Genomic DNA, 26408 nt, shown 5'->3' with positions numbered 1-26408 from the left:
TATGCCTCATCCCAATCGTAGTTTTCCGGTATTATCTGCCCGAGACAAGCTTCTCCCTTTTTATTTGCTTGGCATCGGCCTGCATCATGAACAGGAGCATATCCGCCGAGACCAAGGCATTGAGGATCATCAGTGGATACAATGCCGCAGCGGTGTGGGTAAGCTCAAGCTCAGTGAAACGGAATATATCGTCAAGCCAGGTATGGGCATGCTGTTATTCCCTGGACAGAAGCACGAATACTATGCGCTATCCGACAGTTGGGAAGTCGACTGGATCATTTTCGATGGCAACGGGTCAGCAAACTTATTTGAAACCGTGGGCATTGTCGACACATGCGTATACACGCTTGCACAACCTGAATACCTTCTATCCCGAATGCGGGAGCTGCTGCAAGCTGCTTTAACACCACAAGAGCAGACATTAAGCAATTACGCCTGTTCCGCCATTCTCTATACCTTATTGACAGAGATTATTCAACGCGTATCTGTTGAGGGCAGCGATACGGTCGGGCAGCAGTATGAGCGATTAAAACCGGTTCTGGACTATATTGAACAACATTATGCTGAAGAGATTACTTTGCCAACGCTGGCTGGATTGATCTGTGTCACACCAGAATATTTCTGTCATTTGTTTAAGAAAACGACAGGTATTCGTCCCATCAGCTATGTTAATCAGGTAAGAGTCAACAAGAGCAAGGAATTGCTGCTTGATAATGTGCAGCGCGGGATGGAGGATATTGCTCGTCAAGTCGGTTTCGAATCGACCAGCTATTATGGAGCCATCTTCAAGAAGCTGGAACGAATTACACCTGGCTCCTTCCGCCGCAGCTATCAGAAGTCGTAACATATTATTATCCGCAAGCGATGTTTTTTTGTCAGAGGTTTTAGGAACTGATCCGAGTGCAGATCAGTTCCAAGTTGGATCACATAGTACTCGTTAATAGAGCCGCTAATTAGCGGCTCTATTTTGTGTGAACGAATGGCCTGGTTTTACGTTTTTTCACTATATCTGATCTGCTGTTGCATAAAAATGATAATTATTGTCTTTTTGCAATTTTCGTATTGTCACAGCCAAAGTTACACGATATAATCGAGTTGTATTTGAGGATAATATTATAAAGGATGGTGAAATTTTGAAGAAATTTTCGATGCTTTTACTTGCTGTAACTCTATTGTTGTTAACTGTCTCCACCGCCCCGTCTACATATGGTGCGGCTAGTTATCCAAACACAGGTACGAACGGGTTGACTGGTTTTGCAGGCAGTGCCAAGAATGAGAATGGTGTATCCAAGTCAGCTACGACAGGTGGCAAGAACGGTCAGGTGGTTTACGTTAGTAATCTCAATGATTTGAGAACACACATGGCGGGCTCAACGGCCAAAATCGTCGTCGTTGAACAGAATATTTCCTCTTCTACGTTGCAAAAAGTTGAATTCGGAGCGAACAAGACCCTGGTAGGTTCCTTTGGCAAACATACATTAACGAATATTCATTTCAGATCCACAAGCAGTTCAAGCAATGTGATATTTCAGAATCTGACTTTTGAACACGCTTCCAATATTAATGCCAATGATGATATCCAGATGTATATCACTTCAGGCTCCAATTACTGGATTGATCATGTGACGTTTGCTGGTCACAGCTACAGCTCTGGCGGTAGTGATCTGGACAAGCTTCTGTATATTGGCGATCGCGCCGACTATATTACGATTAGCAATTCCAAATTTGCGAACCATAAGTATGGCGTCATCCTCGGTCATCCGAATGATGGTAACAGCAGTTACAATGGAGTACCTCATGTGACGATGTCCAATAATTACTTCGAAAATTTATATGTACGTGGTCCTGGGCTTTTAAGATATGGTTACTTCCATCTCAAAAACAACTATGCAAACAACTTTAATCAGGCCATCACAATTGGTGAAAAAGCACGGATTTATTCCGAAAACAACTACTTTGGTGCAGGTGCTGAAAAGGGCGGCATCTTGGATGACAAAGGAAAAGGTGAGTTTACGGATTCGGGCAGTACACCGGCCCTGAATAGCCCGACTTCTCCTAAAACGAACTGGAGACCAAGCTCCAATTACAGTTATCAGGTAGAGAGTGCCAGCTACGCACGTGAGTTCGTCACCAAGTATGCAGGTTCCTCCAATACGACACTTGTATTTGGCAAGTAAGAGTTGCTGCACATCCTTTCACGACCCAAAAGGCCTGTCTTGTGCGCCATAACGCATAAGACAGACCTTTTTTTTGTAAAATGATATGCTTACATATCATTTTACAATTCATATTAATTTTTAATTAACAATACCGATATACATAAAGTAGCGCTGATTTCATACTTGTGAAGTTAATATGTACTATGTTAAGGCGATGCGTATTTGCGATTTGCACATAAGCAGGACCAAAGACTACTAGATCTAGTACAGAAAGGCCCTACAACTCACATTTAACCTACTTAAAAGGACGGGGTATGCATGGATCGTATGGACGAAATTATTTGGAAAAGGAACAAATTAATCGGTATCATTTTGTGGATTATTATTGCCATTGGTATGGGTCTGGCCTTTACGATGCCGAAGTTACTTGTGTCCAATGGAGTAGCTCTGATCTTTGTAGTTTGGATTACATACGCTAATGCGAAAAAGAAACATATTCATCTCATTCCATGGCTGATTACCGTATTACTGACAATATGTGGAGTCTATGTCGGTTGGGGAACGGTCAATTTTGCGTTAAGTTTGGTCATAACCGCAGTTCTTTTGTTATTTCCTAACAAGAAATTTTTTGTGGTTGGATTTTCGGTATTACTAGTCAACAGTGTTCTTCAGTTATTTGTTATGAATACCGTTGACTCTGTTGAGCTAATAGGTAATATCGTTAATGTGGGACTATTCGCTCTCACGGGAGCCATTCTCATGCTGGTCTCCCAGCTGAATCAAAGGCTCTTCCATGAAAGTGAAGTACGCCAGAATGAGGTGGAGCATTCTAAGCAAAGAGTGGAAACCATGCTGGAGCGTGTGAAGGAATCGGTCGAAGGTTTATCACGTTATACGGATCAATTGAAGGAAAAAGTGAATGCGACCGGTTCTATCACCAATGAGGTGACACTTGGGTTCAGTGAGGTTGCAAAAGGTGTTGAGTTTCAGGCGACCAGTGTAGCCGAGATCTCGGAATCCTTATCTGTGTCGGATCAGCATATCAAGGACGTTGCGTCGTATTCCCAACAGATGAAAGAGTTGTCCGCAAGTATGGCAACGAGCACGCAAACAGGAAGCACACAGATGGACCAGCTGAACATCCAAATGCAAGATCTATATGAAACGATCAATACAACTGCAAATGACATGCGAAAGTTCAACGAGGAAAGTGAATCCATGACACTTATGCTGAACAGCATAGCGGATATTGCGAGTCAGACCAACCTGCTCGCACTCAATGCAGCCATTGAAGCCGCTCGTGCAGGTGAGCATGGACGCGGGTTTGCTGTTGTATCAGAGGAAGTTCGCAAGTTGGCAGAGAACTCGGGTCAGTCCGCAAGTGATATCGCAACCATCCTGTCTCGATTAAAAGGGCAGACGCAGGCACTGACGGATCGATTCGAACGCATTCGTCTTTCGTTACAACAAGGGAGAGATAGCGTGCATACGGCAGAGGAAGTATTTCGTACCATCAACAGCAACTCTCAGCATGTATTGAATCAAGCGACAGATATCGAGACTAGTTCGGCGACCATGAAGGAATCTTCCACCAGAGTTGTGAATGAGGTTTCCGAGATTTCGAGTGTGACTGAGCAATCCAGTGCAGCGACAGAAGAGATTCTGGCAAGCATGGAAGAACAACGCAACCTGACACAGAAGATGGTAGAGAGCTTTGGAGAACTGGAGCAACTGATTGTAGACCTGAATGAATTGGTCTCGGATCATCAAGCTTCTTCCGTTGTGAACAAACTTTAATATTACTAATATTAATAGTTGAGAGCCTGTCGGTGCGTATTTAGCGTACTGGACGGGCCTTTTTTATCTGCAAAACAGCTTGATGCCGACATTTTTTTCCTATACAGTGTGTTGTGTAGAGTATGAAGAGAGTAGAACTAACCATGTAAATGGTAGTTAAAAGAAGATGTTACCTCATGGGGGAGTAAAAGGTTGAAGAATAAAGGAATGAAAGACAGCTTGGCCTATGATGACCGTACATATGAAGTTAGGAATGATAATCACGCTGAACGCGTGCGTCTTTATGATCAGCATTCGTTCGAAGGCATGGACTGGTCCGATACAGAGGACGGCAGATATGCCAGAGCTTATCTGGAGCCTATGATGCTGGACGGGACCCAAAGCTTTATGTCCAACGTGGAAACGACATTGTTGCTCGCCCGGATTGATGATCTCGTTATTCCGCTGACGGTGAATGATACAGAGTATGATAATGCTTACGTTTGTTCGCCATATACGCATTATGTGAGTTACGCCAAGGAGGAACTGAGCATGTTGCAGAAGCCTGTGTTGGAAAAAGGTCTTTCTGTGCTGCTCAGTCTAATAGGTTGGGGAATGAAGCAATCGCAGATCAACAAAGTTGTGCATGTGAACAACTGGTTGTTGTCCACCAATCTGTATCCAGCCATGTCCGGTGAACAGGCAGAATGTTTGCTTACAGCGGTACAAGAGCGATACCCTGAGCATGTCATTGTGTTTCGCTCCTTGTCTCCGGGACTTCATCCCGATCTGACGGCGAGGCTAACGGAAGTGGGGTGTCGACTAATTCCGAGCCGACAAATCTACCTGTACCATGCGCATGATCCGAATTTTGGAAACTCGAAATCGCGCTGGCTGTTGAAGCGGGATTACGAATTATTGGCCAAGCACGACTACGAATTCGTTTCCGAGTCAGATATGACGGATGCAGATATTCCGCGAATTGTGGAATTGTACAAGCTGTTGTACCTTGAAAAATACTCCTATCACAATCCGCAATTTACCGAGCGTTTCATTGCTGCTGCGATGGCATCAGGAACACTCAGACTCTATGGACTGCGAAAGGAGGGGCGCCTGGACGCGGTGATGGGTTATTTCTGCCGAAATGGAATCATGACAACGCCGCTGTTTGGTTACGATACGGCGGTGCCCCAGTCTGTAGGACTATACCGCATGTTATCGGCATGCCTGATCGGACAGGCTCGAGAGAACGGCCATCTGTTACATGAGAGCGCCGGGGCTGCACAGTTCAAGCGCAATCGCGGTGCTGTGGCGGATTTTGAATATTCCGCTGTGTATGAGCGCCAGCTTCCATGGGGCAGACGCTGGTGCTGGCTGCTGCTTGATCGGTTGCTGAATCGCATAGGTGTTCCGCTGATGCGCCGCATGAAGCTGTAAACAGACATAATAACGTTTTACGCTGCCCTAGGAGGGGGTGTGCATACAGGTTTGACTGCACACATGCACAAACAACTGGTTATCGTGATACGCACACTCATTTCACAATCGCCTAATTAAACATGCTCTGCGAGTTGTACCTCGAAGCCGTCTGGATCTGTAATGTATATAAAACGCAGGTGCGGATTGGGCTGGATGGGGCCGCGTACAATTGGAATATTCAGCTCTGCTAGTCGTTCCATGGCTTCATCCAGCGAGTTCACCTCATAACCGATCGACACGCCGGCCTCTGGTTTAAGAATGGATTCACTGCCCTCAATTAGTTCCAGCTTGGCTTCGTTCTCCATGCCCAGCATGGCAATCTGCCGTCCGCGGCTTTCGAATCTGCGCTGAATCGGAAGTCCAAGTATGTCGTGGTAGAACCCGAGTGAAGCTTCCAAATTACTGACCCTCAGCGTGATCCAGTTTAATTTGATCAACATGGGTGAATCTCTCCTTTTTCTTGCATGATATGTATTTTTGTTATGTTCATTATACGATAGGCGCTAGCAGGAGCCTACTCCTTATCAGTAAACAATAAAATAGCTGCCGAAATATTCGGCAGCCAAATGGTGTAATCTCCTATAGTTCCAGCAGTTCTAGCGAATTATTGAATCAGATCAACGGCCGTCTGTGGTACAAATGCATCTACACCGTTATAAACAATGACACCCTCCAAAGTTGTCTTTTTGCCGTTTACCAGTGCAATGTTTTTGTAGATTTGCAGTTCCAGCTTGGTATTGCCTTTGGTAACGAGGATCTTCGGATTTTTGGCGTCTGTCAGGTCCAGTTTGTACGTCGCGCCTTTGGTCGTAAATGCCTGTTTGGCAGGTACAAACAATTGTTTGCTCACGCTGTCGAGATCCAGATCCAGTACTCGTGCCATATATTTGGCGACATCCGTGTTATCAATCACACCGAATGGACGGTCATTGTTCGGAGCATACGTGTACAACACGACATCTCCACCTGTATGACCACCGGTTGTCCAGCCAATCCCTGCACGTTTGCTGATCATTGGACCGATTGCATAGTTAAGACTGCCTGGCTCGGCCGCTTTAATTGTGGCAATCTCTTCGGAAGTCAGATCGGTAATACCGTAGTACTGTTTCATCACTGCTTTGATGTTTGTCCGCTTCGCATTCAACTTCGCTTCAACGCCCTCGCCTGTTAGCTTAGCCTTTTTCAAAGGTCCGATAAATGTAGACAATGGCTCTTTGTCATAAGTGCCGGAAGTTGCGTTGTTACCAATGGTGAGTCCACCATTGCCGTGGTCCGTAACAGCCACAACGGCAGTCTCTCCATCGGCTTTGGCAAAATCCATGGCTACCTTTACGGCATCGTCAAAAGCCAGCACATCACTGATAATACCAATAGGATCATTGGCGTGAGCTGCCCAGTCCACTTTACTGCCTTCGACCATCAGGAAAAAGCCGTCTTTGTCTTTGGACAGAACTTCAATGGCTTTGGATGTCATCTCGGCAAGACTTGGCTGCTTCGCAGGATCACGGTCCATATGATAAGCCATGCCTGCGGGTGCAAACATACCCCAAAGCTTGTTCGAATCGGATGCTTTCATTGCAGCTGGTGTAGTGACGTAATCGTAACCCAGTGCCTTGATGGACGAAATCAGATTATCGCCGTCTTTACGTCCGGCTGGCTCAAGATATTTGCTACCTCCGCCCAACACAACATCCATGCCATTGAAGACTTGTTGTTTGCTGAGTGCATCGTAGTTTTTACGGTCTGGATAGTGAGAGGAGAAGTCCGCTGGTGTGGCGTGCATAATCTCGGATGTGGCGATAATGCCGGTTGCTTTACCCGCCAGTTTGGATGCTTCCAGCACGGAAGCAACCGGTTTTCTTTCGTCTCCAGTCGCAATAGCCTTTTGTCCAGGCATGGTAGCCTTGTCCGGCAGTACACCAACAAATCCGGTATGAGATTTATAACCTGTTGCAAAAGCAGTTCCGGCAGGAGCTGAGTCTGCAATCGGCGCATCGGCGGAGTGAGTCCGAACCATGCCGCTTGCCATGGAGTCCAGTGTCAGAGACGAGCCCTTATACCAACGAGCCAGAGCGGTAGCATCGTTAGCCATACCGTCAGGAATCAGAATAATTACATTTTTAATCGGTGATGCAGATGTTGTTGAGGTGGTGTCTTCCACAGCCCACGCTGCACTGCTTCCTCCGAGTGTAGCCGTAACAATTGTTGTCACCGCGAGCATCATTTTGGCTGCACGGACATTAAACCGGTTTAACATGAATGCATCCTCCTAGAATATATGTATAGTTTGGTATCTCAAACCAAGTGTATACAACAATTGCTAAACTAACGTATGAAATGGGTTAACTATATGTAAAATTTACGATTAGTGAAGGAGGCTGGAATTCAGGTGAACTGTTTTTACTGTTACCCCTTTTAGAGATCGTATGATGACGATTTAGAAAAAGGGTGTTGCGAACGCTTACATTATGTGCTAACATCACCATAACAACAGGATTGTAACCGTGTTTAGGGCAATACCTGTGTCAGTTCATTCGTTGGTTGTTTGTTCATCAAACGATTGATTGCGTTTACATTTTCATATGGAATGAACCTCATTCCTCAGGGTTGTTACTGATTGCAGGCAAAACCTGAATTGAGGGCAGCAGATCACGCTAAAGCGATGTCTGTTTGCCTTCGGTTCAGGTTTTTTTATATAAAAAAATGCCTGATGGCATGACCGCAAGCGCCGTAGCAGATATTTCGAACAGAAAGGAGCGCAGCAGATTTAATTTTCCATAAATAGAGATATAGACTCATCCAGACATTGGAATACTGATTTTTAGATACGCATTTCAACTGAACATTTCCAATGAACTTATCCCATCACACACTATTCGACAGCGAGGAGATTTATGACATGAAAACCATTAAACGTTCGATTGCTGTAGCAACCATTCTGGGGTTATGTGTATCCGCTCTACCAGCTTATGCAGCAGGCAATACAGCATCCTCTTCTTCAGCAGCGATGGACAAGCTGATCCAATCCGAACTTATTCGTGGCAGCGGTCAAGGTGTTAATGTAGCTTATCTGAACAAAAAGGCAACACGTATTCAGGCCGCAGTACTTTACTTGCGTTTGTCCGGATTGGAGAAAGAAGCACTCGCCTATCAGGGATCGGAAACGTATGACGATGCGGCTCAGGCGGGCAAAGTATTGCAACCGGTCGTTGGTTACTTAAAGCAGCATCCGTATGTGGCTGAGATCGTAACAGGAACGGAGAAGTTTGAACCTAATGCACCCCTTACAGCGGAAGGTTATGCCGAAATGCTGCTGAAGGTGCTTGGATATGAAGCAGGTACGGATTATGAGCAGGGAACGGCTTCCACCTACGCGGCTGGTAAGGGAATCAAGGCACTTCAGGGAAAGGGAGCGAGTCAACTTACCAACCGTCTGATGGCAGAGGCAACCGCACAGGCATTGCAGATACAGCTCAAGAATGGCAGTGGAACTTTGGAGCAGAACTGGTTGAAACATAAAGAAGCTGGGGCGTTCCAACCTCAAACGGTGCAACAGACCAAGTATGGCGCGATTGATGGCAAAACCTATAAGCAATATGGCACGCTCGGCTGGCTTGGTGTTCCTTACGCGAAACCGCCAGTAGGTGAACTGCGCTGGAAAGCCCCGCAAGAACCGGCATCATGGACAGGAACCAGATCGGCTAAGGAATTTGCAGCGAACAGCTTGCAGATCTCCGGCAAGACGACAGCGGGAAGCGAAGATTCGTTGTATCTCAATATCTGGCGTCCCGACACAACCAGTTCGAAACTTCCGGTTATGGTGTTCCTGCACGGCGGCGGGAATATGACCGGATCAGGTAAAGATTTTCAAGGTGAACAGCTTGCACGGAGTACCAACAGCATTATCATTTCCGTGAATTACCGTTTGGGAGCCCTTGGATTCTTCGAGAATGAAGCGCTGAAAACAGGCAATGCCCTGGATGACTCAGGTAACTATGGTCTGCTTGACGCATTCCGTGCATTGGAGTGGGTGCAGGATAATATCAAAGGGTTTGGCGGAGACACAGGCAATGTTACATTAGCCGGACAATCTGCTGGTGCACGTGATGTGCTGGCAACTCTGATCTCGCCACTTAGCAAAGGACTGTATCAAAAAGCAGTTGCTTTCAGCGGAGGATTGACGACAGCATCACCGGAAGAAGGCGAACAAAAATCCGAGGATGTACTTGTGAAGCTACTCGTGCAAGAGGGAAAAGCGGCTAACGCAGAAGAAGCAAAAGCATGGATTGGTAAACAATCTCAGGCACAGCTGGAGAGTTACCTGCGTGCACTGCCTGCGGACAAGTTGGTCACAGCGTTTGGTGCAACGGCAATCCGTATGGACCCATTCCCGCATCTGTTCCGTGATGGCACAGTGATTCCAAAAGAAGGATTTGACGCCATCAATAATGGCAATTATAAGAAAGTTCCAGTATTGCTCGGCAGCCTGGAAACGGAGTTCTCCGGATTTGCCTTCGGTGATCCAAACTTCTCTCCATCCATCACGGATGAAACTCTGTTTACTGATAAAACCAAGGCGGAACAATATGCTGCTGCGTTGAAATACGGAAGCGAAGCTTATGCAGGCTTTAATGCAGAGCGTGTAGCGGAGCAATTGACAAATGAAGCAGGTCAGCCACCGGTATATGCGTATCGTTTTGCATGGGGTACACAACCTGGGGTCATCTCTGAGCGTTTGCTCACGTTACTGGGCGCACCACATGGTGCGGATATGGACTTCTATACAGGACACGCAGACGGAATTGCTGCCTATTTCCCTGATGGGTACTTTAGCGATACAAACAAACCGGGACGTGATCAGTTGTCCGCCGCGATGGCAGCATATCTGAAGCAGTTCCTGTACACAGGCAATCCAGGTACGGGTGGATCACCTGATCTAGCGGCATGGACACCTTGGATGAAAGATGCCCAAGCCCCAATCATGCGTCTGGATGCAAGTAATACAACCGCAGAGATTGGCATGTCCACACAATATAATCAAGGCAAAGACGCCGTTATGGCAAAGATGAAAAAAGAATTGCCTGAAGAAACGTATAAACTGTTGACGGAAAAAGTGTTCGCAGGTCGTTTTTTCTGGGAATAAGAATCACCGGATAGGAAGGTATATATAGATAAATTGAAAGCCAAGAGAGCATGCTCTCTTGGCTTTTTTATACTGTTCGTTATGCTTAAATATGGTATTGTTGTAAATATAAATTAATAAGATATGGGAAAGGGGAAAACGTACATTATGGATGGAGCTAGTAATTTTGTTATTGCTGGGATTATAACTCTATTGATTTTCTTTATTATGATGGGCCTCGTATTATATCTGATCTTCTATCTTGTGATGAAGAGGTCTGGCGTCAAAGAGGAAGTATCCGCATTAAGGATGGAAGTACGAGTATTACAAGAGGAAGTCGAGCGGAACAGGCGGGAATTGGAAAATATAAAGCGTCGATAACCTTTGCAGCATTATATGTGGGTACATGGAATAGTGCGTTCAATAGTATGAGAGGATAGGGGCTTCATCGCCCCTTCCTACTCAATACAAAGTGAAAATGTTCATTTCAGTCTTTACATACCGAGTGCACTCGAACTATTTCTTGGCAAAAAAACTAAGCGTTCCGGTGCTTTCATCTGCACTTACAAACAGGCTGCGTCCGTTAACACGATGGATTCCTTCCGGTGATTCTCCGGCTGTAGGGATTAGACCCAGGTAGTCCGGATTGACCGGATCAGCAAGATCGAAGAACAAAATGGCATCTGCCCGTTCGGAAGCTACCGTGGCATATGTTGTGCCGTCTACAGTAGCAACGGTCAGATTCTCCACTTCACTGCCTTTATTGGGACTGCGATCGTCCGGGTACAAACCAACCATGGCGGTTGCCTCGTCAATGAGGTTCTGGCTATCGTACATCCGCTGGCCTTGCAGATCCCAGACAGCAATATTGCGTCCGCCCGCTTTTACACCATCCTCAAATTCATTCTTGCCCAAGTCCCCTTCATTAGCTGTCAGCAGGTATTTACCATCTGCCGAGAAAGCAATTCCATCCGGTTCATAACGAGCTGTCAACGTCTCTTTAAACTGAACGATACCATCATCTTTCAGATCTGCTTGATGTGAAGTGGTACCCAGAGCGAAGATTGAGCTAATTTTTTTTGTCTCCAGATCTACAATGGCAACGACATTGTTTTCCTGTAACGTAATGGCTGCTGTTTTACTATCTGGACTAATGGCAACATACTCCGGTTGTGGATCATGCGGATAGATGGCGCCTTCTACCTTGTCCAAAGAGACCGGCAAGTTGGTGATTTCACCCTCCAATACGTTCCCGCCAGCAAAAGATACAACCATAATGCTACCCGGACGTTTGGTGTTGGCATAGTCAATTTCATCCGCAGCTTTATTCAGCTCTTCATCCTCTATCGCGATAACCGCATGCAGACCGTCAGGTGACAGTGCAATGGAGTCGGGACCAATGCCGAGTTCATACGTTTTGACGGTTTTGTAGGTTGTCAGATCCACAATGGCAAGCAACCCTTTGTTTGCTTCACTATCTGTATCCCCTGTACGAATAATAGCAAGACCGTATTTACCATCTTTGGACACCGTTACGCTTGTGACTTCAGCTTTGGCGGAGAGGTCATGGAAGCTGACTGTCTTCAGGACGTTAATGTTTTTCAGATCAGCAATATCCAGTATGGAAATGCTGCCATTGTCTGCTTCGGTTACGAGCAGGCGCTGTCCATCTGGCGTTGAGGCTGATATTTCTGCTTTGCCACCGGGCATCTGAAACGATGCGGTCTGTTCAAAACCGGTTTTATTCTGTTTCAGGATCAGTTGATCCTTAATTAATTTTAGCGTTTGGGAAGATACATACGTTGTACCTTTGGTGATGTAACTTTTACTGTCCAAAGGAGTTTTCACACCGTTGATGGTGGCTGAAGACGTTCCTATTGGAAGTTGTACTTTAGTATCTGCGATCTGGATATCAACACTGCGACTGCTTCCGTTCCATGTGACCGTACCCTGCATATTTTGGATGGCTGTACGCAGTACGACATGATTATTGGTAGTTTTAGTTACGTCAGCAGCATGAATCATGGATGTGTAGCTGGTTGTTCCTGCGGTAAGAATGGCAGTCATCGACAGAACGGCAAGCCATTGATTTCTCTTTTTCAATGTTCCAGATCCCCTTTATCGTTTCTTGTGTAATGAGTTGTACAATTGTTCTAGTATAGGGAGCTAATGTTAAGGAGAGGTAAGAGAAGTCTGCGATTTGTGTAAAAGGTTATACGTGACCTTCATATATATAGGACTGGTCGAACGGGAGAAAATACGCTAGAATTAATTGAGAATCATTATCAATTAATTCGGACTTTCTTTACTGATGAGTCTGATCAAGATATAGGCGAGGTGAATACCATGCGCATGGATGATGCATTAGGCGTAGTATATCAGCATTACCTGATCCAGGAACCTTACAGTCAGCAAGATGAACACACGTATCTGCTCTCTCCCAAGGCGGGTAGCGGTAAGGTCAAAAGAGTGACAACATACAGTGGCATTGAGATTTTATATTCCCAGGTTGAATATCTTCAGCCTTATCCTACGTATTTTGCGTCCGAGACACCCATTGTGGAATTGCAATTTGCCTTATCGGGAGAGCGACATGTGGATATATCCGGTCAGGATTATTCATTATCGCTTGGGCAAGGGGCCCTTATTTTTATGCATGATTTCGAAGCGTGGTTTCATCCTCCGGCAAGGGAGCTGTATACGTCCTTTTCGCTGGGGATTCCGGTTTCTCTGTTCAATTATGCTGCGGCACAACTGGGTGGTTTCAAGTCGATTGCGTTTAATCAGGTGTTGGGACGAAAAGTGTTCAGGCCGATTGTATTTCAATTGGATAACCGGATACGAACGATGATCGACAGTTTGATTGTGGAATTAAACAACAGTTATCGATCATCCTTAATGATGGAAGCGACAGCCTTGGAGATCTTGAATCGATTTATGATCCAACTGTTTGATCTGGCGCCAATCCCTGCGGGATTCTCGAGAGAGGACATCCGGAAGTTACATACGGCACGGGAGATTATGGAGGCCTGTATGGTAGATCCTCCATCTTTGCTAGCATTGTCCAGACAAGTAGGTCTTAACGATTTTAAATTAAAAAAAGGATTCAAGGCACTTTTCGGAAGCACAGTCTTCGAATATTTGCGTCAGGTTCGTCTCGACAACGCCATGAAGCTGCTGCGCAATCAGAATAACAACGTCACCGAGGCCGCGATTGCGGTCGGTTACAGCAATGTCAGTGCCTTTTCGCAGCAATTTTATCGCAAATTCGGCGTGAAGCCCTCAGAGATGAAAAAGATTTATTAATAAATCCGTCTTGGCGTGAATTGTTCCGTATGGAGGCAGTGGGGATTCTTTCCGCCTTGTATACTCCAGGTACAGTGGATACTGTACTGAAATATAGAGGAGTGTATGAGCATGAACCGAATCAGAGGAAGTATTTTTTTTAGCGTATTTGCAGCCATGTTGGGTCTGATGCTGATTGCACCCATTATGCCGCCGCTTATTCGCGAGTTGGGCATGAAAGAAAGCCATTCCGGTCTTATTATCTCACTTGGTTCCATTATGATGGCTGTTATGGCTCCGGTGTGGGGCAGATGGAGTGATATAAGAGGAAGAAAACCAGTCATATTGATTGGATTTATAGGTATGTCTGTGAGCTGTGCATTATTTGCACTGGCATTGTACGGGGGATTAAATGTATGGATCGGAGGGGGAGTATTGTTAACCCTTCTGATTGTGACGCGCAGTCTGATCGGCATGTTCATTCCGGCGGTGCTGTCTTCTGCCCAAGCCTATATGGGTGATGTGACAGAAGGTGAAGAGCGGGGAAGCGGGATGGCGATTATCAGTGCTGCGAATGGACTTGGCCTTGTATTTGGACCAGCGATTGCAGGAGCTTTTACACTTATCGGTCTGCTCTGGCCGCTTTATTTTGGCATTTTGATAGCGATCGCTGCGTTTATTATTGCCTTGCTGTTAATCCCGTCAGCCAAACCGGTCATTCAGGCAAAACCGCCTAAAGTAAACCCGTTCCAACGTGGATTACGAATGTACCTTGCTGCCGGCTTAGTCACGATGATGGGTATCATGACACTACAGGTTGTCGGGGGATTTTATTTTCAGGATCAACTGGCTCTATCCTCAGCGGCGACTGCCCGAATGGTTTCGTTTGGACTTATGTTCTCTGGAGCAGCGATGTTGATCATGCAGGTCATTCAGATGAAATGGTTGAAATGGCAGCCACGCCCAATGATTTTGCTCGGTTCCCTTTTCCTGATCGCAAGTATGATCCTTTTTTTGGTCTTCAATATGTTATCCATGTATTATTTCTCGTTTTTCCTGTTTGGCATGGGTTCAGGTCTGATGATGCCCGGGTTCATGGCAGGTGCTTCGCTGGCAGTTAGCAAAGAACAGCAGGGAGGTGCAGCGGGATTGGTAGCAGCGATACAGGGGATATCCGCCGTCATTACGCCTTTACTTACAACGACACTTTATCAGGTGGACAAACATGTTCCATTTATGCTCGTAGCTGTTCTGGTTGTCTTGCTGGCAATCATGATGATGGGAATGCGGAAGAATGAATCCAATACTGTAACGGACCCCATTCATTCGTTATAGTCAGATAAAGTCAGAAGATCAAATAAGGTCAAAATAAAAGAAAAAAGGATCTATTTTAAAATAGTGAACCATGGTGAAAGAAAATCGGTTTTTTTCGTCTTTTACGGACTTTGAGCCTGATTTGCACGGGTATTATAATAATCAATGTAAGCAACACCAATAAACCAACCACACAAAAGGAGCTGATTTTCATGTTTGATCTGATTCCGTTTCGTAAACGAAATGAAGACCCGTTCGGACACATGTTGAAATCCTTCAATGACATGGTTGAGAACTCATTCCTCTCCCCTTTTGGAACTGGCTCCCAGCCATTCCGGACCGACATTCGTGAGGAAGAAGACAAATATTCGGTAGAAGCCGAGCTTCCGGGCATTGCCAAAGAGGATATAGACATTCAGGTTCAAGGTAATGAATTGATTATTCGTGCCAAACGCAATGATATAGTGGAGCAGAAGGATGACTCCAATCGGATCATTCGGCAGGAACGCCGATCCGGCGAATTTATCCGGCGTTTCTATGTAGATCATATTGATGAGGAGCACATTAAGGCCAGATTGGAAGATGGTGTGCTGAAGCTCGAGATTCCGAAACGTCCTGGTGATGATCAATCTCGCAGACGCATTCAGATTGACTAAACCAGATGCAACATGTGTAGCTGAAGAAGTTGAGCTATCCCTTCATGTTGTCCCATGAAGGGATTTTTTACATAACCGGGTTAATGGAATTGAATATGAATTGTGCTGCATAGGAATGTAGCGGAGAAGCCGGATACGGCATCCAAGTTAACACGAATCTGATCGGCTGCATAAGTGAAACTTAGCTGTAAACAAACGTTAGATGCCTCCACAGGGGAGAACATCTCTTGCTGAATATGTTCAAAATGGAAGTGCACCTGCTGTTCCCATTCCTGATCAGCATTATGCGTTAGCACAAGAGAGAGGGATTGTATATTTTGGACTGTTTCCAGCTGCACATCCGTAATTTCGTCATAATGGAAGGGAGGGAAATAGCCCAGAGTTTCGATTACATGCTGCGCTCCGAGAATGGAAGCCAAAGGAGAAAATTCGCGTTCCAACCTCCGAATATCCATTAACTGTGCCTCGTACTGAGGACTTGTATAGAGCAGGAGAGAGTCTGGTTCGCATTCCACGACTGTTCCGATAAAAGCAGCCCAGTTCGCGGTACCTTCCTCACCAACGGTAACAAGCAGTCGATCTTGAGCAAGCAAGTCGATTGCCCTATTGGTATGGAATTTTACTCGAAAACCTTGTACTTGTATCTGCCAGGGAGTCTGGGGTGCATACCAGAAAGGTTCCCGCTCTACGGATCGGACGCTGACATTTAATGTCCATGCTCTGTTCATTAGACTACCTCCAATTGCCACAAGCTGCGTGGCATCATCTCCACCTGTCTGTATTATTTCTCTGCTGCTGCTTGCATCAGGGCATATATCTTACGTGTGGTATTCACATTTCTAACCGTCATATAAGCATAGACTTTGGAACCCACAAGCTTGTTCATGCCACTTTTGGATGCATCTTCTCTGCTGACTGAGTATAAAATCGCTCCGGGAACATAGATCAGTGTGCCGATTTCCGGTTTGATGGGCAGTTGGTCCAGCACAGAGGGCTCATTGATCTCATCCCAAAGGAACATCACATCACTTTTGGCGGTGTCATCATTAACCCATTCTTCTGGCAGCGCCTGAATAACGCTATGGATTTCATCCATATTCCGCACCATAACCCTGATCTGTAAGCCAAAATCGGCAGCGATGGCCTGTTCTAACACATGGGATATCTCCACATTCGCATTGGCACGTTCCTGATGATCGGCAAAAATAATATTGCCAGAGTTGATGTAGGTAACAACATCCAGCATGCCTGCTTGTTCAAACGTTTCTTTCAGCTGCTTCATATTGATTTTATTGTTCCCGCCTACATTAATGCCTCGTAGCAAAGCCACATAGATCATATGGGCACCCCTCCAATTCCTTCAATTCACCGTTTTAACAAAAGGACAGATATTCGAAAAGATGAGCAGTATACTCTTCTCCCAACAAATCTTGCAATAAAGGTTCCACTTGCTCCAGATACTCGGGCTTGGTTTCATAGGTTTCTTCATCTTTTACTTCTCCGGCATAGGTGCGCGCCGCTTCAATCAGGATGGCTAGTGCACTGAAAAAGTCTGACAGCGAATCAGCAACACGGTTTGGTTCTCCACCTGTAAAAGCGGCATATACGGGAGAGTTTGGTGCTTCCACATCTACAATTAACGGATCATCGTTAAAGTTTGCGATGACGACGTAATTTTTTGGCCAAGTGGAGGACTCCTCATAAGGTTCATTCATGCCAATCCAGCGGAACCCCAGTTGCTGACGAAGCAGATGTTCAGGTGCGACAAAGGAGATCAGCGCTGCATCACCGATTTCGACGGCGGCATTTTTCATTTTGAGTGTACCTTCCGCATCCGCATCCATCATTTCATAATGACTGTACAGATACTGAAGTTCTGGAGAAAGAGGTATTCGTGTATCCACTTCCGGCTGGTGATGTTGTTCGCGGGGACGCAGATCATGATTTTTGAAAAGTCCATAAGCTTCATTATATAAATCCTGCTGTTCCACAAAACGGCTTAGGGCCGCATCCAGTTGTTGCATTCTGTCTGATTCCTCCTACTTGTGTAGTCTGATCGTAATTGATCCGTTAACGCTGGATGCCTGACCAGAAGACATTCCAGGTGATTGCCAAAGCTTGTTCATAGGATTGCCGTGTCTCATACACGAGCTGTACATCCAATCCATCCATCACGGTGACAAAAGCTACGGTGGCTTCTTCCGGACTCAGGCGTATATCAGGATGTCTGGTAAATACGGCTGCCAGCTCTTTCTTCAGTGTCCCGAGGTACGTTCGATACTTGGCCAGTACAAAATCATGCACCTCCAGTGGTGTGATAAAGGACAGGATATACATAAAAGCGACGTTTGGATGAGTCAGAAAACGATTTTTGTGTTCATGCAAAAAGGCATATAGCTGCTGATCCAGAGCATGGGTTTGGGTAACAGAGTCGCTGAAAAATTGGCGTACAAACTGTTGTTCCTCCTGCACAACTTCCTCATATAACTCCAGCAATAATGCTTTTTTGGATGAATAGTGATAAGCCAGGGATTGCTTGCGAATGCCTGCCTCTTCGGCAATCTGCGCCATCTTGGTCCCCTCGTAACCCAGACGATTAAAATGTTGAATGGCAATTTCCTTGATTCGTTTTTTACTCAATGTCTACCTCCAGTTGGCGAGCGGTATACCTCTGCTGTTTTTGGGAGTATACCAAATATAACAAGATATATACCACAAAAATACCTATAGAGATAGCATACACCACCGTATAGGAAAATGCAGAAGCCACCACGCCCAGGATCAACGAACCACCGCCAATTCCGAGGTCAAAGAAGTTAAAGAAGGAAGCCATCGCACTTTCGTGCTCATGTTCATCTACAAGATTCACACACCAGGTCTGAATCGCCGGGAATATGGCACCAAAACCAAAGCCGTATAACGCGCCGGCGATCAGGAATTGCACATTACTCTGGGCGATAATCAGAACCAGTAGTCCCGCGATTGCAAACACGGCAGAAGGTAACAACACGGAACCTGGTCCCCATCGATCAAACATTTTCCCCGAGAACAGTCGAACGGCGAAGCTGGCGATGGCAACGATGAAGAAAAACCAGGCTATATTCTCGAATCCTCTTTCGGCAGCAAATAAAGCCACAAAGGACATGATTGAACCCGCTGCAATACCAACAAGCATAATGAGGAGGGAAGGGAAGAGTACCTTCTTTTCAATCAGTTTCACCGAAGGTACATGAGTTTGCATGGACTCGCTACTACCTCCTGTTTTCGGCTTTCTGGAGACAAACACTGTCATCAGGAGAGCTAACAGCAAAATGCACATACCTCCCATAAACAGGCTCTGGTAGTCGTACCTAAACAACAGGCTTGTTCCAATCAAAGGACCGATGGATATGGCGACCGTCTCCCCTACGCCGAAATACCCCATACCTTCTCCCCGGCGATCTCTTGGTATGTTTTCAGTGGCAATCGTTGCAAAATATGTCGTTGCCAAACCAAATCCGAATCCGTGGATCACTCGAAATATAAGAATCATCCAAATACCTGACGATAGGTAGTATGCACCTGTCATTAATGCACAGATAGTGATGCCGATAATTAACAGATATTTTTTATCTATTCGAGATGCCAAAACAGAAGTGAAGGGTCGAATCAAGATGGCAGAGAACATAAATACGCCGGTAACAAGCCCAATTTGGGAGGCTTCGCCACCAAGACTTGAGACAAACAAAGGCAAGGTGGGAAGCAACATTTCAAATGCCATAAACAATAATGCGTTGGCTAACATGATGAAAATAAATGATCTTCCCCAGAGTTGCTGAGGTGTAGGACTGAATGTTGAAGTACTCATGGTTTTCCTCCGTAATGTTGATCTCTGTCGCGCGACATGTTGAACTGATTTTACCTGACGGTAGTCAGATTGTAAAGCGCACATTCAGAGCAGGGGTTCATTATTTTTTGGTGGGTGAGAGAAGTATTAATAATTTTTAATTCATATCCCAACATTTTCCGGTATAATAACCAGATAAAATGATTCAAGTGAATACTACCTCGGAGAGGTGATATGCAATGACGGTTAATATACTTGTAAGAAATAATGTTAAGGTACTTGGCTCGGGTAGCCAAACGATTGTATTTGCTCATGGTTTTGGATGTGATCAGGATATGTGGCGTTACATTATTCCAGGTTTTATGGAGAACTACCGTGTGGTGTTGTTTGATTATGTTGGATCTGGCGAATCTCAAATTAACTATTATGATGCTGTCAAATATAGCAACCTTCAAGGATACGCTCAGGATGTGCTGGAAATTATGGAAGCGCTTGAGCTAAAGGACACCATATTTGTCGGGCATTCCGTCAGCAGTATGATTGGTATGCTGGCATCCATTCAGAACCCCAAATATTTCAAAAAAATTATAATGTTAGGGCCCTCCCCACGTTACGTGAATGATCTGCCGAATTATTATGGAGGTTTTGATCGGAATGATATCGATGAATTACTTGAGATGATGCAGATGAATTTTATTGGGTGGGCGAGTTATTTGGCACCCATTGTGATGAACAATCCAGAACGGAAAGAGCTGACGGAAGAATTGGAGAAAAGCTTCTGCTCCAGAGATCCGCATATTGCAAGACAATTTGCCGAAGTGACGTTTTTATCTGACTGTCGTATTGATCTGGAGCAGGCAACTGTGCCAACATTGATTCTTCAGTGCTCGGATGACAGCATTGCCCCGGTAGAAGTAGGGGATTATTTACACGCTCATCTGAAGAATAGCAGGTTGCAACAGATGACGGCCAAGGGACATTATCCGCATCTAAGTCAACCGGAAGAAACCATCCGAATGATTAAGGATTATTTAACGAGCGCATAAAACGCGGAAGAAAGGCAGTTATTCCATGGATATACAATTAGATCTGGCTCCCTGTGGATACTTCTCTATCTCTGATTTGGGCGTCGTACAGTCGGTTAATCAAACTTTGCTTACGATGCTTGGATATGAACGCGATGAGCTCATAGGGCAACATATTGAATCCACCATGTCGGTGAGCAATAAGGTATTTTTCCATACGTATTTCTATCCTTACATCCAGTTATATGGACATGTGGACGAGATGTATTTCACGTTTCGTACCCGTGATCAGCAGGCTGTTCCCGTTCTGCTTAACGGTGTTCGTCAGACTCGTAACGGGGAGAGCGTGGTAGATTGTGTCGTTGTAGTCATGCGTAAGCGAATCGAACATGAGAAGGATATTTTGCATACCAAAACCAAACTACAGGAGCTGTATCAAGCGACGCAAGAAGCGAACAAAGAACTTGAACGACTGCATGAGGAATATAAAATTAAAGAGCAGGCGTTAATTAAAGTGAATGATCAGTTGGAGACACTGGCCTCCACCGACTTGTTGACAGGATTGAAGAACCGCAGGTTTTTCCAGGAAAAAATGTTTGAAAGTTTAATGATGTTTCAGGAGAAACAACGTTATTTCTCCCTTCTCGTTGTGGACATTGATCATTTCAAAAGCATTAATGATACGTACGGACATCCGATCGGGGATCTGGTGCTAGGCAATCTGGCAGGGCTGCTGCAATCGTTGTCGCGAAGTACGGATGTGGTTGCACGTTACGGCGGGGAGGAATTTGTTATCATTCTTCCAGGTTGTGAAGAGGAGCAGGCGATCGGTATCGCAGAACGATATCGTTCACAGGTTGCTTCAGCGGACTGGGGTGAATATAACATTACGGTGAGTATCGGTGCGGCCACTATAGTAGAGGAAGATACAGAAAAGTCCTTGTTCCAAAGAGCGGACAACGCCCTGTATGCCTCCAAAACCGGAGGACGAAACCGGGTGACACATGCAGCTCAGATGGTAAGAAGTTAAGGATTGGATTGCATCAAAAGAAACGAAAAGGAGCCTGTGCACATGGGGGAAGTGATCCCACATGCACAGGCTCCTTTTATTTGCGTGAAACAGATTGACTAAGTTGAGATGGCAGACTCAGGGTTGATTTATCGCGGAGCAAGGTAACCATACGCCTTAGCCGGAGAATTCGCCTGAGGACGAAAATCTTCGCTCGGTTCATCCATAAATGCCGGGTTCACATATATGGAGTGTGCATCATTGCCAGATCCCTTGATGTAGGCGGCGATGCCGGAGTAGGCTTTATTTTTCCAAACCCACAGGGCGTCTTCCTGCTCTCCTGGTGAATAATAGACATTATGGTCAAACACATTGCCGGTATTGCTAGTATATTCGTTGTATATTAGTACTTCCGAGCTGCCCGATACGAGAATGTTACGCATGAACGTATTGTTCTTTGTCCGTGACTGCATGAATAACTGTCCATTGCCTGCATTCAGGGTATCATTCCCCATAAGTGTATTGTACATAATCTTGCTATCCTCGGTAGCTCCTCGTTCCTCGTCATAACCTCCCATGGCAATACCCGTCAATCTGTTGGAATAAATCAGGTTATCACGCACGGTAATGTTGCTGGTCGAACGTCCGGCATGTTCCGAGGCAATCTCAATTCCGATATCGCTCCGATATACCCGGTTCTGGTCGATGATATGATCTTTCCCGCCATCTACATAGATGCCGCCCGCCGAGTTGGTATCATTGGGCAGGTCTGTACCGTAGGAGGGATTGTTATTGGACGTAATATCGTATACTTCGTTGCCTCGTACAATGCCGTTCCGAGCCTGATCGTACGTGTCGTCCTCGGACGTACCCTCGTACCCGATCAGATCAATACCAATATTGTCGGAATCATGGATAATATTGTCCTGTATGGCAAAGGTATCGACATTACCGTTGACTGCAAGTGATTCGCTGGAACCAAGTGTAAGATCATACAATTCATTATCCTTGATGATGATATCGCGTAATGCTTGCGGGTGCTCTGTGCCATATATGGCAATACCGTGGGCATCCCTGCCCCGCAAATCGGGACCTTCAGGAGGTGCGTAACTAGAGATCGCGTGTATGGTGTTGCCTAACAGCTGAATATGCTCACCTGCTCCGTGGACATAGATCCCGGTTGGAACCTGGCCCCCAAGTGTGGTTGTAAAATTACGAATTTCGAGATTCTGAATCGTGATATAACTGGCATTTTCAATTTCAATTAACCCTTCAATGCCCCGAACAGATAAACCTTTACCATCAATGATAACCTGCTCCTGAGGATAACTTGAAAATAGCGTTGGATTAGCGGAAGAATTACCGCTCCGGGTGATTTTGACTTTCTGATGATAGACACCTTCACGCAAATATATGATGCTTCCTGGCGAAGCATGGTCTGCTGCGTGCTGCAACGTTTTCCAAGGAGATTGAATGGTGCCTTTATTCGAGTCGTTTCCTTGGGGTGATATGTAATGGATGACCTGGGGATCAGACTTATGAACAGAAACGGGTTCCTTCATGGCAGATGTATGATTCTGACAACCGGATACAAGCACCATCAGAATCGGAATCATAAGTATAACTACGCGAATCAAATCGTTTCCCCCTTGAATTTAGCTTTGAAGCTAGGTCGTGTCTCAAAACTCGCTGAAGTGCATCTTTTACCGCCTTTTCGCCCCCTGCTGCGTCACTTTCCCTTGACGTGCCCCGGCACGCCTGCGGAAAACTTCCTTGCTTGGAACGAAAATTCGGCAAAATCTGCTTCCTTCGGAGTTTTTAGACACGCCCTAGATTATAGCAGATTTGAACGGGTTAATAACCCATGATATGCTCTTATAAAATCAGCGAGGAGACTGCTCATGAATACATTAACGATAGCTGAATTAGTAGATCGGGAGAATCACGCGTGGGAAGAACTCAAGGAACTCCTGGATAGTGGGCAAAATACATATGTGTATGTTCCAGCAAAACAAGAGGCTGGTGAGGATACCCTCTATCGTCTGCAAATAAGCACCAAATCCTATTTGGGGGCTGTTGCTTATGAGACAGAAGGTATCGTACTGGACCATGGCTGGATCACGCTACTTGGTGCGGGTGGTGACAGTACATCTGGGAGTCTCACCAGTTGGAATGGGGTGAGTGAGCAACCTTGGGTAGATGTGCTGGAGGGTATGATGGTCGTTGCATATGATGCGGCAGGCGGTTTTTTCGGACTGGATACAGGCAAGTATGGCCGCACGGGACACATATATTATTTTGCACCGGATACACTCGAATGGGAATCGACAGAACTGGCATATTCAGGTTTCATCAACTGGCTGGCAAATGGGGATCTGGGGCAGTTCTATCAGACCTTTCGCTGGAAAGGCTGGCAAGAGAATATGTCTCAGCTACAGACAGGTCAAGTATTCGCGTATTACCCGCCACTTTGGACGCAGGAAGGTGGCGGCGAGAGCAGCAGTAAAGCCCCAATTAGCATAATGGAGGCCTGGAAGTTCGCACTGGACGGTAAATAGTTGGCATGCTGCTGTAGGATGAAATCAGGAAAGTAACCGGTAAGTTCAAGTTCATTGAGTGATCCACTTTTTTAAAAAACGGCATTTCTGTTCCAAACTAAAAAAGGCTCGCGCTTGGCGCAAGCCTTTTTGTTCTGAACTTTAAACATCAATTATCAATTGTCCAATGTAACCGATTTAATGCCTGAGCGTGAAGCTCTGCTATGCCAGACGGTCAGCCCGAGTGAAACAACGCAGACGAACAACAGACAAGCATACACCACATGATAAGCTTCCTCGACCGAGACTCCCGGAATGCTGTGTAGCAGCAGCCCACACACAGCTACAGACACCGAACCACCGAAGAACTGAATCAATTGTAACATGCCCATACCGGAACCTATCTGGGCTTTGGGCAGCACTCGTGACGCTTCATTATTCAGTGAAGCCATGGAGGCTGAGAGTGCCGGTGAGAAAAAGAGATAACCACTGGTAATGATCAGGGCGGATTGATCCAGTTCGAGCATGAATAAAGCAAGTACCGCTGCGAGCAGGGTGTGTCCGATGATCATAAATCGCATATTGCCATAACGGTCGATCCAGCGTCCAACGAAACTGGTGCAGAATGCTGCAACAATAGCTCCAGGAGCAATTAGCAAACCAATGGCGAGCGAAGAGCGCTCATATAGATCAGCAAGCACAAGTGGCATCAAAAACAGATTGCCCAGATTCACCACCAGCACGCAGAATCCGATAAGAATCAACCGGGTGTATCCTGGCGTTCGGAATACTTGTGGATTCACAAACGGAAGACTCGCTTTCCGAATATACAGGAGATGTGCAACAAGTGAAATAATGCCAATGGCAAACCACAACCAGGACTGCTGGGTGATCGCTACCAGAAGTGTAGTGGCGTTAATGACGGTTAATATGGCACCAATAACATCGAACGGCTGATCTGTTTTGACGGATTCACGGGGGAGAAAATAAAGCAATACAGGCAGGGCGAGCAGGACAAGCACGGTTATGGCAAAAAGTCCGTTCCAGCCCCAGTACTCGCTAATGAGTCCGCCGACAATAGGGCCAAGTCCAAAAGCCATGGCGCTACCTGATGAGATCAGTGCGATGGCAGCTCCGCGTCGTTCCACCGGGATGTAACGACTTGCAATGACGAGACCCAGCCCGGCCATCACCCCTGCACCTGCAGATTGCAGAATACGTGTCAGTAACAGGATCGCGAAGTTATGCGCGAATAATCCGAGCAACGAAGATAACCCCAGGATCAGAAGCCCGACCGTTAACAGTTTATGTACCGGGATACGGTCTGACAATCGACTGTAGATCACCGTCGACAGGGCGTAACCAATCGAATAACTTGAGATGACCCAAGACCCCAGGTCCGAGGTAATCTGTAGATCTTGAATAATGACTGGCAAAGAAACATTGAACATGGTGGTATTCATCACAACGATGAACAGACAGCATGTCCAGAGTGGCATGACAATTTTATCTTTCACGGTACCATTCCTGTCCTGGGTATGAATATGAATTCGGATAAAACCTCAAAGGAAATTTTGTATAAAAGCAATATACCATTTTACACTCCATTTCATTATATGGCAATAATGTCATACTGATTCGTTCGGATGTGATGAGCATAGAGAGATATTAATAATAAACAATAGACGGATTTCCTGAATTTAACTAAAATGATCATTGAACATACATAAGCGGATGGATCAGCGGTTAGGTAATTAGATATGTAAGTTATTAGCATGTTGAAAATGAAGGAGATTATACCCATGACTCATGCATTATTAATGTCCCATAGCGTATTTCCGACGCTGGATATGAAGCGCACCGCGCAGTTTTATGAAGAAAAGATGGGCTTTCGAGTCGTCGAATATCTTGATGCCGAGGAACCTCATGTATGTCTTTATCGTGATCTTACCGAGATTATTTTGACCCAAAGCAATGGACAGAAGGTCATTCCCAACAGAGAATTATATGGTTATGGATATGACGCATATTTTATTACCCAGAACCAGGAAGAGCTTCAACAGGAATTGATCAACGCAGATGTGAAAATCGTACGTGTCTTGAATCATACAGACTATAATAACAAGGAGTTTGTGATCGAGGATATCGATGGAAGATGGATCGCTTTTGGCATAAAACAGGGGTGATTTAGATACTGAAACAGGCGCTCCGATAACGGGC

Annotated in this window: 22 protein-coding genes; 12 read left to right on the top strand and 10 right to left on the bottom strand. The window is 45.6% G+C overall.

From position 1 onward, the window contains the following. Position 1 precedes the first annotated feature (1 nt). From MHB85_RS23035 to MHB85_RS23020, 4 genes are all read left to right on the top strand, one after another. Entirely contained in the window at positions 2-844 is an 843-nt protein-coding gene (locus MHB85_RS23035; protein ID WP_341073770.1) for an AraC family transcriptional regulator, read from the top strand. A 289-nt stretch (positions 845-1133) separates the two neighbouring features. Next, positions 1134-2177, top strand: coding sequence for a pectate lyase family protein (locus tag MHB85_RS23030; protein WP_091013596.1), 1044 nt, complete (start codon positions 1134-1136; stop codon positions 2175-2177). A gap of 300 nt (positions 2178-2477) precedes the next feature. Further along, the gene (locus MHB85_RS23025) at positions 2478-3956 is read left to right on the top strand and encodes a methyl-accepting chemotaxis protein (protein ID WP_091013599.1); all 1479 of its coding nucleotides are present in this window, start codon (positions 2478-2480) and stop codon (positions 3954-3956) included. Between the two features lie 192 nt (positions 3957-4148). Beyond that, a complete protein-coding gene (locus tag MHB85_RS23020; protein ID WP_341073769.1) occupies positions 4149-5372 on the top strand; it encodes a GNAT family N-acetyltransferase in 1224 nt (407 codons plus the stop codon). 116 nt (positions 5373-5488) lie between these two features. Here MHB85_RS23020 and MHB85_RS23015 read toward each other — a convergent pair whose 3' ends face one another. Next, positions 5489-5854 carry a VOC family protein gene (locus tag MHB85_RS23015; RefSeq protein ID WP_105599888.1) on the bottom strand — a complete coding sequence of 122 codons (366 nt, stop codon included), beginning with the start codon at positions 5852-5854 and terminating at the stop codon, positions 5489-5491. Between the two features lie 164 nt (positions 5855-6018). After that, positions 6019-7671, bottom strand: a complete 1653-nt coding sequence (locus MHB85_RS23010) for an alkaline phosphatase (RefSeq protein ID WP_223199747.1) — start codon at positions 7669-7671, stop codon at positions 6019-6021. A 642-nt stretch (positions 7672-8313) separates the two neighbouring features. Here MHB85_RS23010 and MHB85_RS23005 point away from each other — a divergent pair. After that, positions 8314-10557, top strand: coding sequence for a carboxylesterase/lipase family protein (locus MHB85_RS23005; RefSeq protein ID WP_341073767.1), 2244 nt, complete (start codon positions 8314-8316; stop codon positions 10555-10557). 495 nt (positions 10558-11052) lie between these two features. Here the strand turns inward: MHB85_RS23005 and MHB85_RS23000 are convergent, their stop codons facing one another. Next, entirely contained in the window at positions 11053-12639 is a 1587-nt protein-coding gene (locus tag MHB85_RS23000) for a choice-of-anchor I domain-containing protein (RefSeq protein WP_341073766.1), read from the bottom strand. 243 nt (positions 12640-12882) lie between these two features. Between MHB85_RS23000 and MHB85_RS22995 the strand changes: the two genes are divergently transcribed. From MHB85_RS22995 to MHB85_RS22985, 3 genes are all read left to right on the top strand, one after another. Continuing rightward, positions 12883-13842: a helix-turn-helix transcriptional regulator gene (locus MHB85_RS22995; RefSeq protein ID WP_341074268.1), complete on the top strand. Its 960-nt coding sequence runs from the start codon at positions 12883-12885 to the stop codon at positions 13840-13842. A 111-nt stretch (positions 13843-13953) separates the two neighbouring features. Further along, the gene (locus MHB85_RS22990) at positions 13954-15156 is read left to right on the top strand and encodes an MFS transporter (RefSeq protein WP_341073765.1); all 1203 of its coding nucleotides are present in this window, start codon (positions 13954-13956) and stop codon (positions 15154-15156) included. Between the two features lie 191 nt (positions 15157-15347). Then, positions 15348-15791, top strand: coding sequence for an Hsp20/alpha crystallin family protein (locus MHB85_RS22985; protein ID WP_105599880.1), 444 nt, complete (start codon positions 15348-15350; stop codon positions 15789-15791). Between the two features lie 80 nt (positions 15792-15871). Here MHB85_RS22985 and MHB85_RS22980 read toward each other — a convergent pair whose 3' ends face one another. From MHB85_RS22980 to MHB85_RS22960, 5 genes are read right to left on the bottom strand one after another with little or no spacing between them, the layout of a single operon-like run. Further along, the gene (locus tag MHB85_RS22980) at positions 15872-16519 is read right to left on the bottom strand and encodes an Imm50 family immunity protein (protein WP_341073764.1); all 648 of its coding nucleotides are present in this window, start codon (positions 16517-16519) and stop codon (positions 15872-15874) included. Between the two features lie 53 nt (positions 16520-16572). Beyond that, positions 16573-17130 (bottom strand): DUF1697 domain-containing protein, encoded by a 558-nt coding sequence (locus MHB85_RS22975; RefSeq protein ID WP_105599872.1) that lies wholly within the window; start codon positions 17128-17130, stop codon positions 16573-16575. 34 nt (positions 17131-17164) lie between these two features. Beyond that, positions 17165-17815, bottom strand: coding sequence for a hypothetical protein (locus MHB85_RS22970; RefSeq protein WP_341073763.1), 651 nt, complete (start codon positions 17813-17815; stop codon positions 17165-17167). Between the two features lie 46 nt (positions 17816-17861). Further along, positions 17862-18431 carry a TetR/AcrR family transcriptional regulator gene (locus tag MHB85_RS22965; protein WP_341073762.1) on the bottom strand — a complete coding sequence of 190 codons (570 nt, stop codon included), beginning with the start codon at positions 18429-18431 and terminating at the stop codon, positions 17862-17864. Then, a complete protein-coding gene (locus MHB85_RS22960; RefSeq protein WP_091013631.1) occupies positions 18424-19638 on the bottom strand; it encodes an MFS transporter in 1215 nt (404 codons plus the stop codon). The genes MHB85_RS22965 and MHB85_RS22960 overlap by 8 nt, the downstream gene beginning before the upstream one ends. Positions 19639-19856: 218 nt before the next feature. On the opposite strand from MHB85_RS22960, the gene MHB85_RS22955 reads away from it, so the two are divergent. Further along, entirely contained in the window at positions 19857-20663 is an 807-nt protein-coding gene (locus tag MHB85_RS22955) for an alpha/beta fold hydrolase (protein WP_105599867.1), read from the top strand. A gap of 25 nt (positions 20664-20688) precedes the next feature. Continuing rightward, positions 20689-21672, top strand: coding sequence for a sensor domain-containing diguanylate cyclase (locus MHB85_RS22950; RefSeq protein WP_341073761.1), 984 nt, complete (start codon positions 20689-20691; stop codon positions 21670-21672). A gap of 128 nt (positions 21673-21800) precedes the next feature. Here MHB85_RS22950 and MHB85_RS22945 read toward each other — a convergent pair whose 3' ends face one another. Beyond that, entirely contained in the window at positions 21801-23267 is a 1467-nt protein-coding gene (locus MHB85_RS22945; RefSeq protein WP_341073758.1) for a DUF5123 domain-containing protein, read from the bottom strand. Between the two features lie 285 nt (positions 23268-23552). Between MHB85_RS22945 and MHB85_RS22940 the strand changes: the two genes are divergently transcribed. Then, entirely contained in the window at positions 23553-24209 is a 657-nt protein-coding gene (locus MHB85_RS22940; protein ID WP_307533983.1) for a DUF2625 family protein, read from the top strand. A 155-nt stretch (positions 24210-24364) separates the two neighbouring features. Here the strand turns inward: MHB85_RS22940 and MHB85_RS22935 are convergent, their stop codons facing one another. Beyond that, positions 24365-25705: an MFS transporter gene (locus tag MHB85_RS22935; protein WP_341073757.1), complete on the bottom strand. Its 1341-nt coding sequence runs from the start codon at positions 25703-25705 to the stop codon at positions 24365-24367. A 285-nt stretch (positions 25706-25990) separates the two neighbouring features. Between MHB85_RS22935 and MHB85_RS22930 the strand changes: the two genes are divergently transcribed. After that, complete coding sequence (locus tag MHB85_RS22930) at positions 25991-26374, top strand: VOC family protein (protein WP_179198419.1); 384 nt, start codon at positions 25991-25993, stop codon at positions 26372-26374. The last annotated feature ends 34 nt before the right edge of the window (positions 26375-26408 follow it).

Origin of the sequence: Paenibacillus sp. FSL K6-4396 (genome assembly GCF_038002525.1) — a bacterium.
In the GTDB taxonomy this organism is placed as follows: domain Bacteria; phylum Bacillota; class Bacilli; order Paenibacillales; family Paenibacillaceae; genus Paenibacillus; species Paenibacillus amylolyticus_B.
The sequence above is the reverse complement of the archived record's forward strand: the minus strand, read 5'-3'. Positions and strand labels throughout refer to the sequence as shown.

Bases quoted from the DNA above. Each gene is read 5' to 3' on its own strand.
- MHB85_RS23035 (WP_341073770.1), top strand. From the start codon at position 2: ATGCCTCATCCCAATCGTAGTTTTCCGGTATTATCTGCCCGAGACAAG.
- MHB85_RS23025 (WP_091013599.1), top strand. From the start codon at position 2,478: ATGGATCGTATGGACGAAATTATTTGGAAAAGGAACAAATTAATCGGT.
- MHB85_RS23015 (WP_105599888.1), bottom strand. From the start codon at position 5,854: ATGTTGATCAAATTAAACTGGATCACGCTGAGGGTCAGTAATTTGGAA.
- MHB85_RS23010 (WP_223199747.1), bottom strand. From the start codon at position 7,671: ATGTTAAACCGGTTTAATGTCCGTGCAGCCAAAATGATGCTCGCGGTG.
- MHB85_RS23005 (WP_341073767.1), top strand. From the start codon at position 8,314: ATGAAAACCATTAAACGTTCGATTGCTGTAGCAACCATTCTGGGGTTA.
- MHB85_RS22995 (WP_341074268.1), top strand. From the start codon at position 12,883: ATGCGCATGGATGATGCATTAGGCGTAGTATATCAGCATTACCTGATC.
- MHB85_RS22990 (WP_341073765.1), top strand. From the start codon at position 13,954: ATGAACCGAATCAGAGGAAGTATTTTTTTTAGCGTATTTGCAGCCATG.
- MHB85_RS22985 (WP_105599880.1), top strand. From the start codon at position 15,348: ATGTTTGATCTGATTCCGTTTCGTAAACGAAATGAAGACCCGTTCGGA.
- MHB85_RS22980 (WP_341073764.1), bottom strand. From the start codon at position 16,519: ATGAACAGAGCATGGACATTAAATGTCAGCGTCCGATCCGTAGAGCGG.
- MHB85_RS22975 (WP_105599872.1), bottom strand. From the start codon at position 17,130: ATGATCTATGTGGCTTTGCTACGAGGCATTAATGTAGGCGGGAACAAT.
- MHB85_RS22970 (WP_341073763.1), bottom strand. From the start codon at position 17,815: ATGCAACAACTGGATGCGGCCCTAAGCCGTTTTGTGGAACAGCAGGAT.
- MHB85_RS22960 (WP_091013631.1), bottom strand. From the start codon at position 19,638: ATGAGTACTTCAACATTCAGTCCTACACCTCAGCAACTCTGGGGAAGA.
- MHB85_RS22955 (WP_105599867.1), top strand. From the start codon at position 19,857: ATGACGGTTAATATACTTGTAAGAAATAATGTTAAGGTACTTGGCTCG.
- MHB85_RS22950 (WP_341073761.1), top strand. From the start codon at position 20,689: ATGGATATACAATTAGATCTGGCTCCCTGTGGATACTTCTCTATCTCT.
- MHB85_RS22945 (WP_341073758.1), bottom strand. From the start codon at position 23,267: ATGATTCCGATTCTGATGGTGCTTGTATCCGGTTGTCAGAATCATACA.
- MHB85_RS22940 (WP_307533983.1), top strand. From the start codon at position 23,553: ATGAATACATTAACGATAGCTGAATTAGTAGATCGGGAGAATCACGCG.
- MHB85_RS22930 (WP_179198419.1), top strand. From the start codon at position 25,991: ATGACTCATGCATTATTAATGTCCCATAGCGTATTTCCGACGCTGGAT.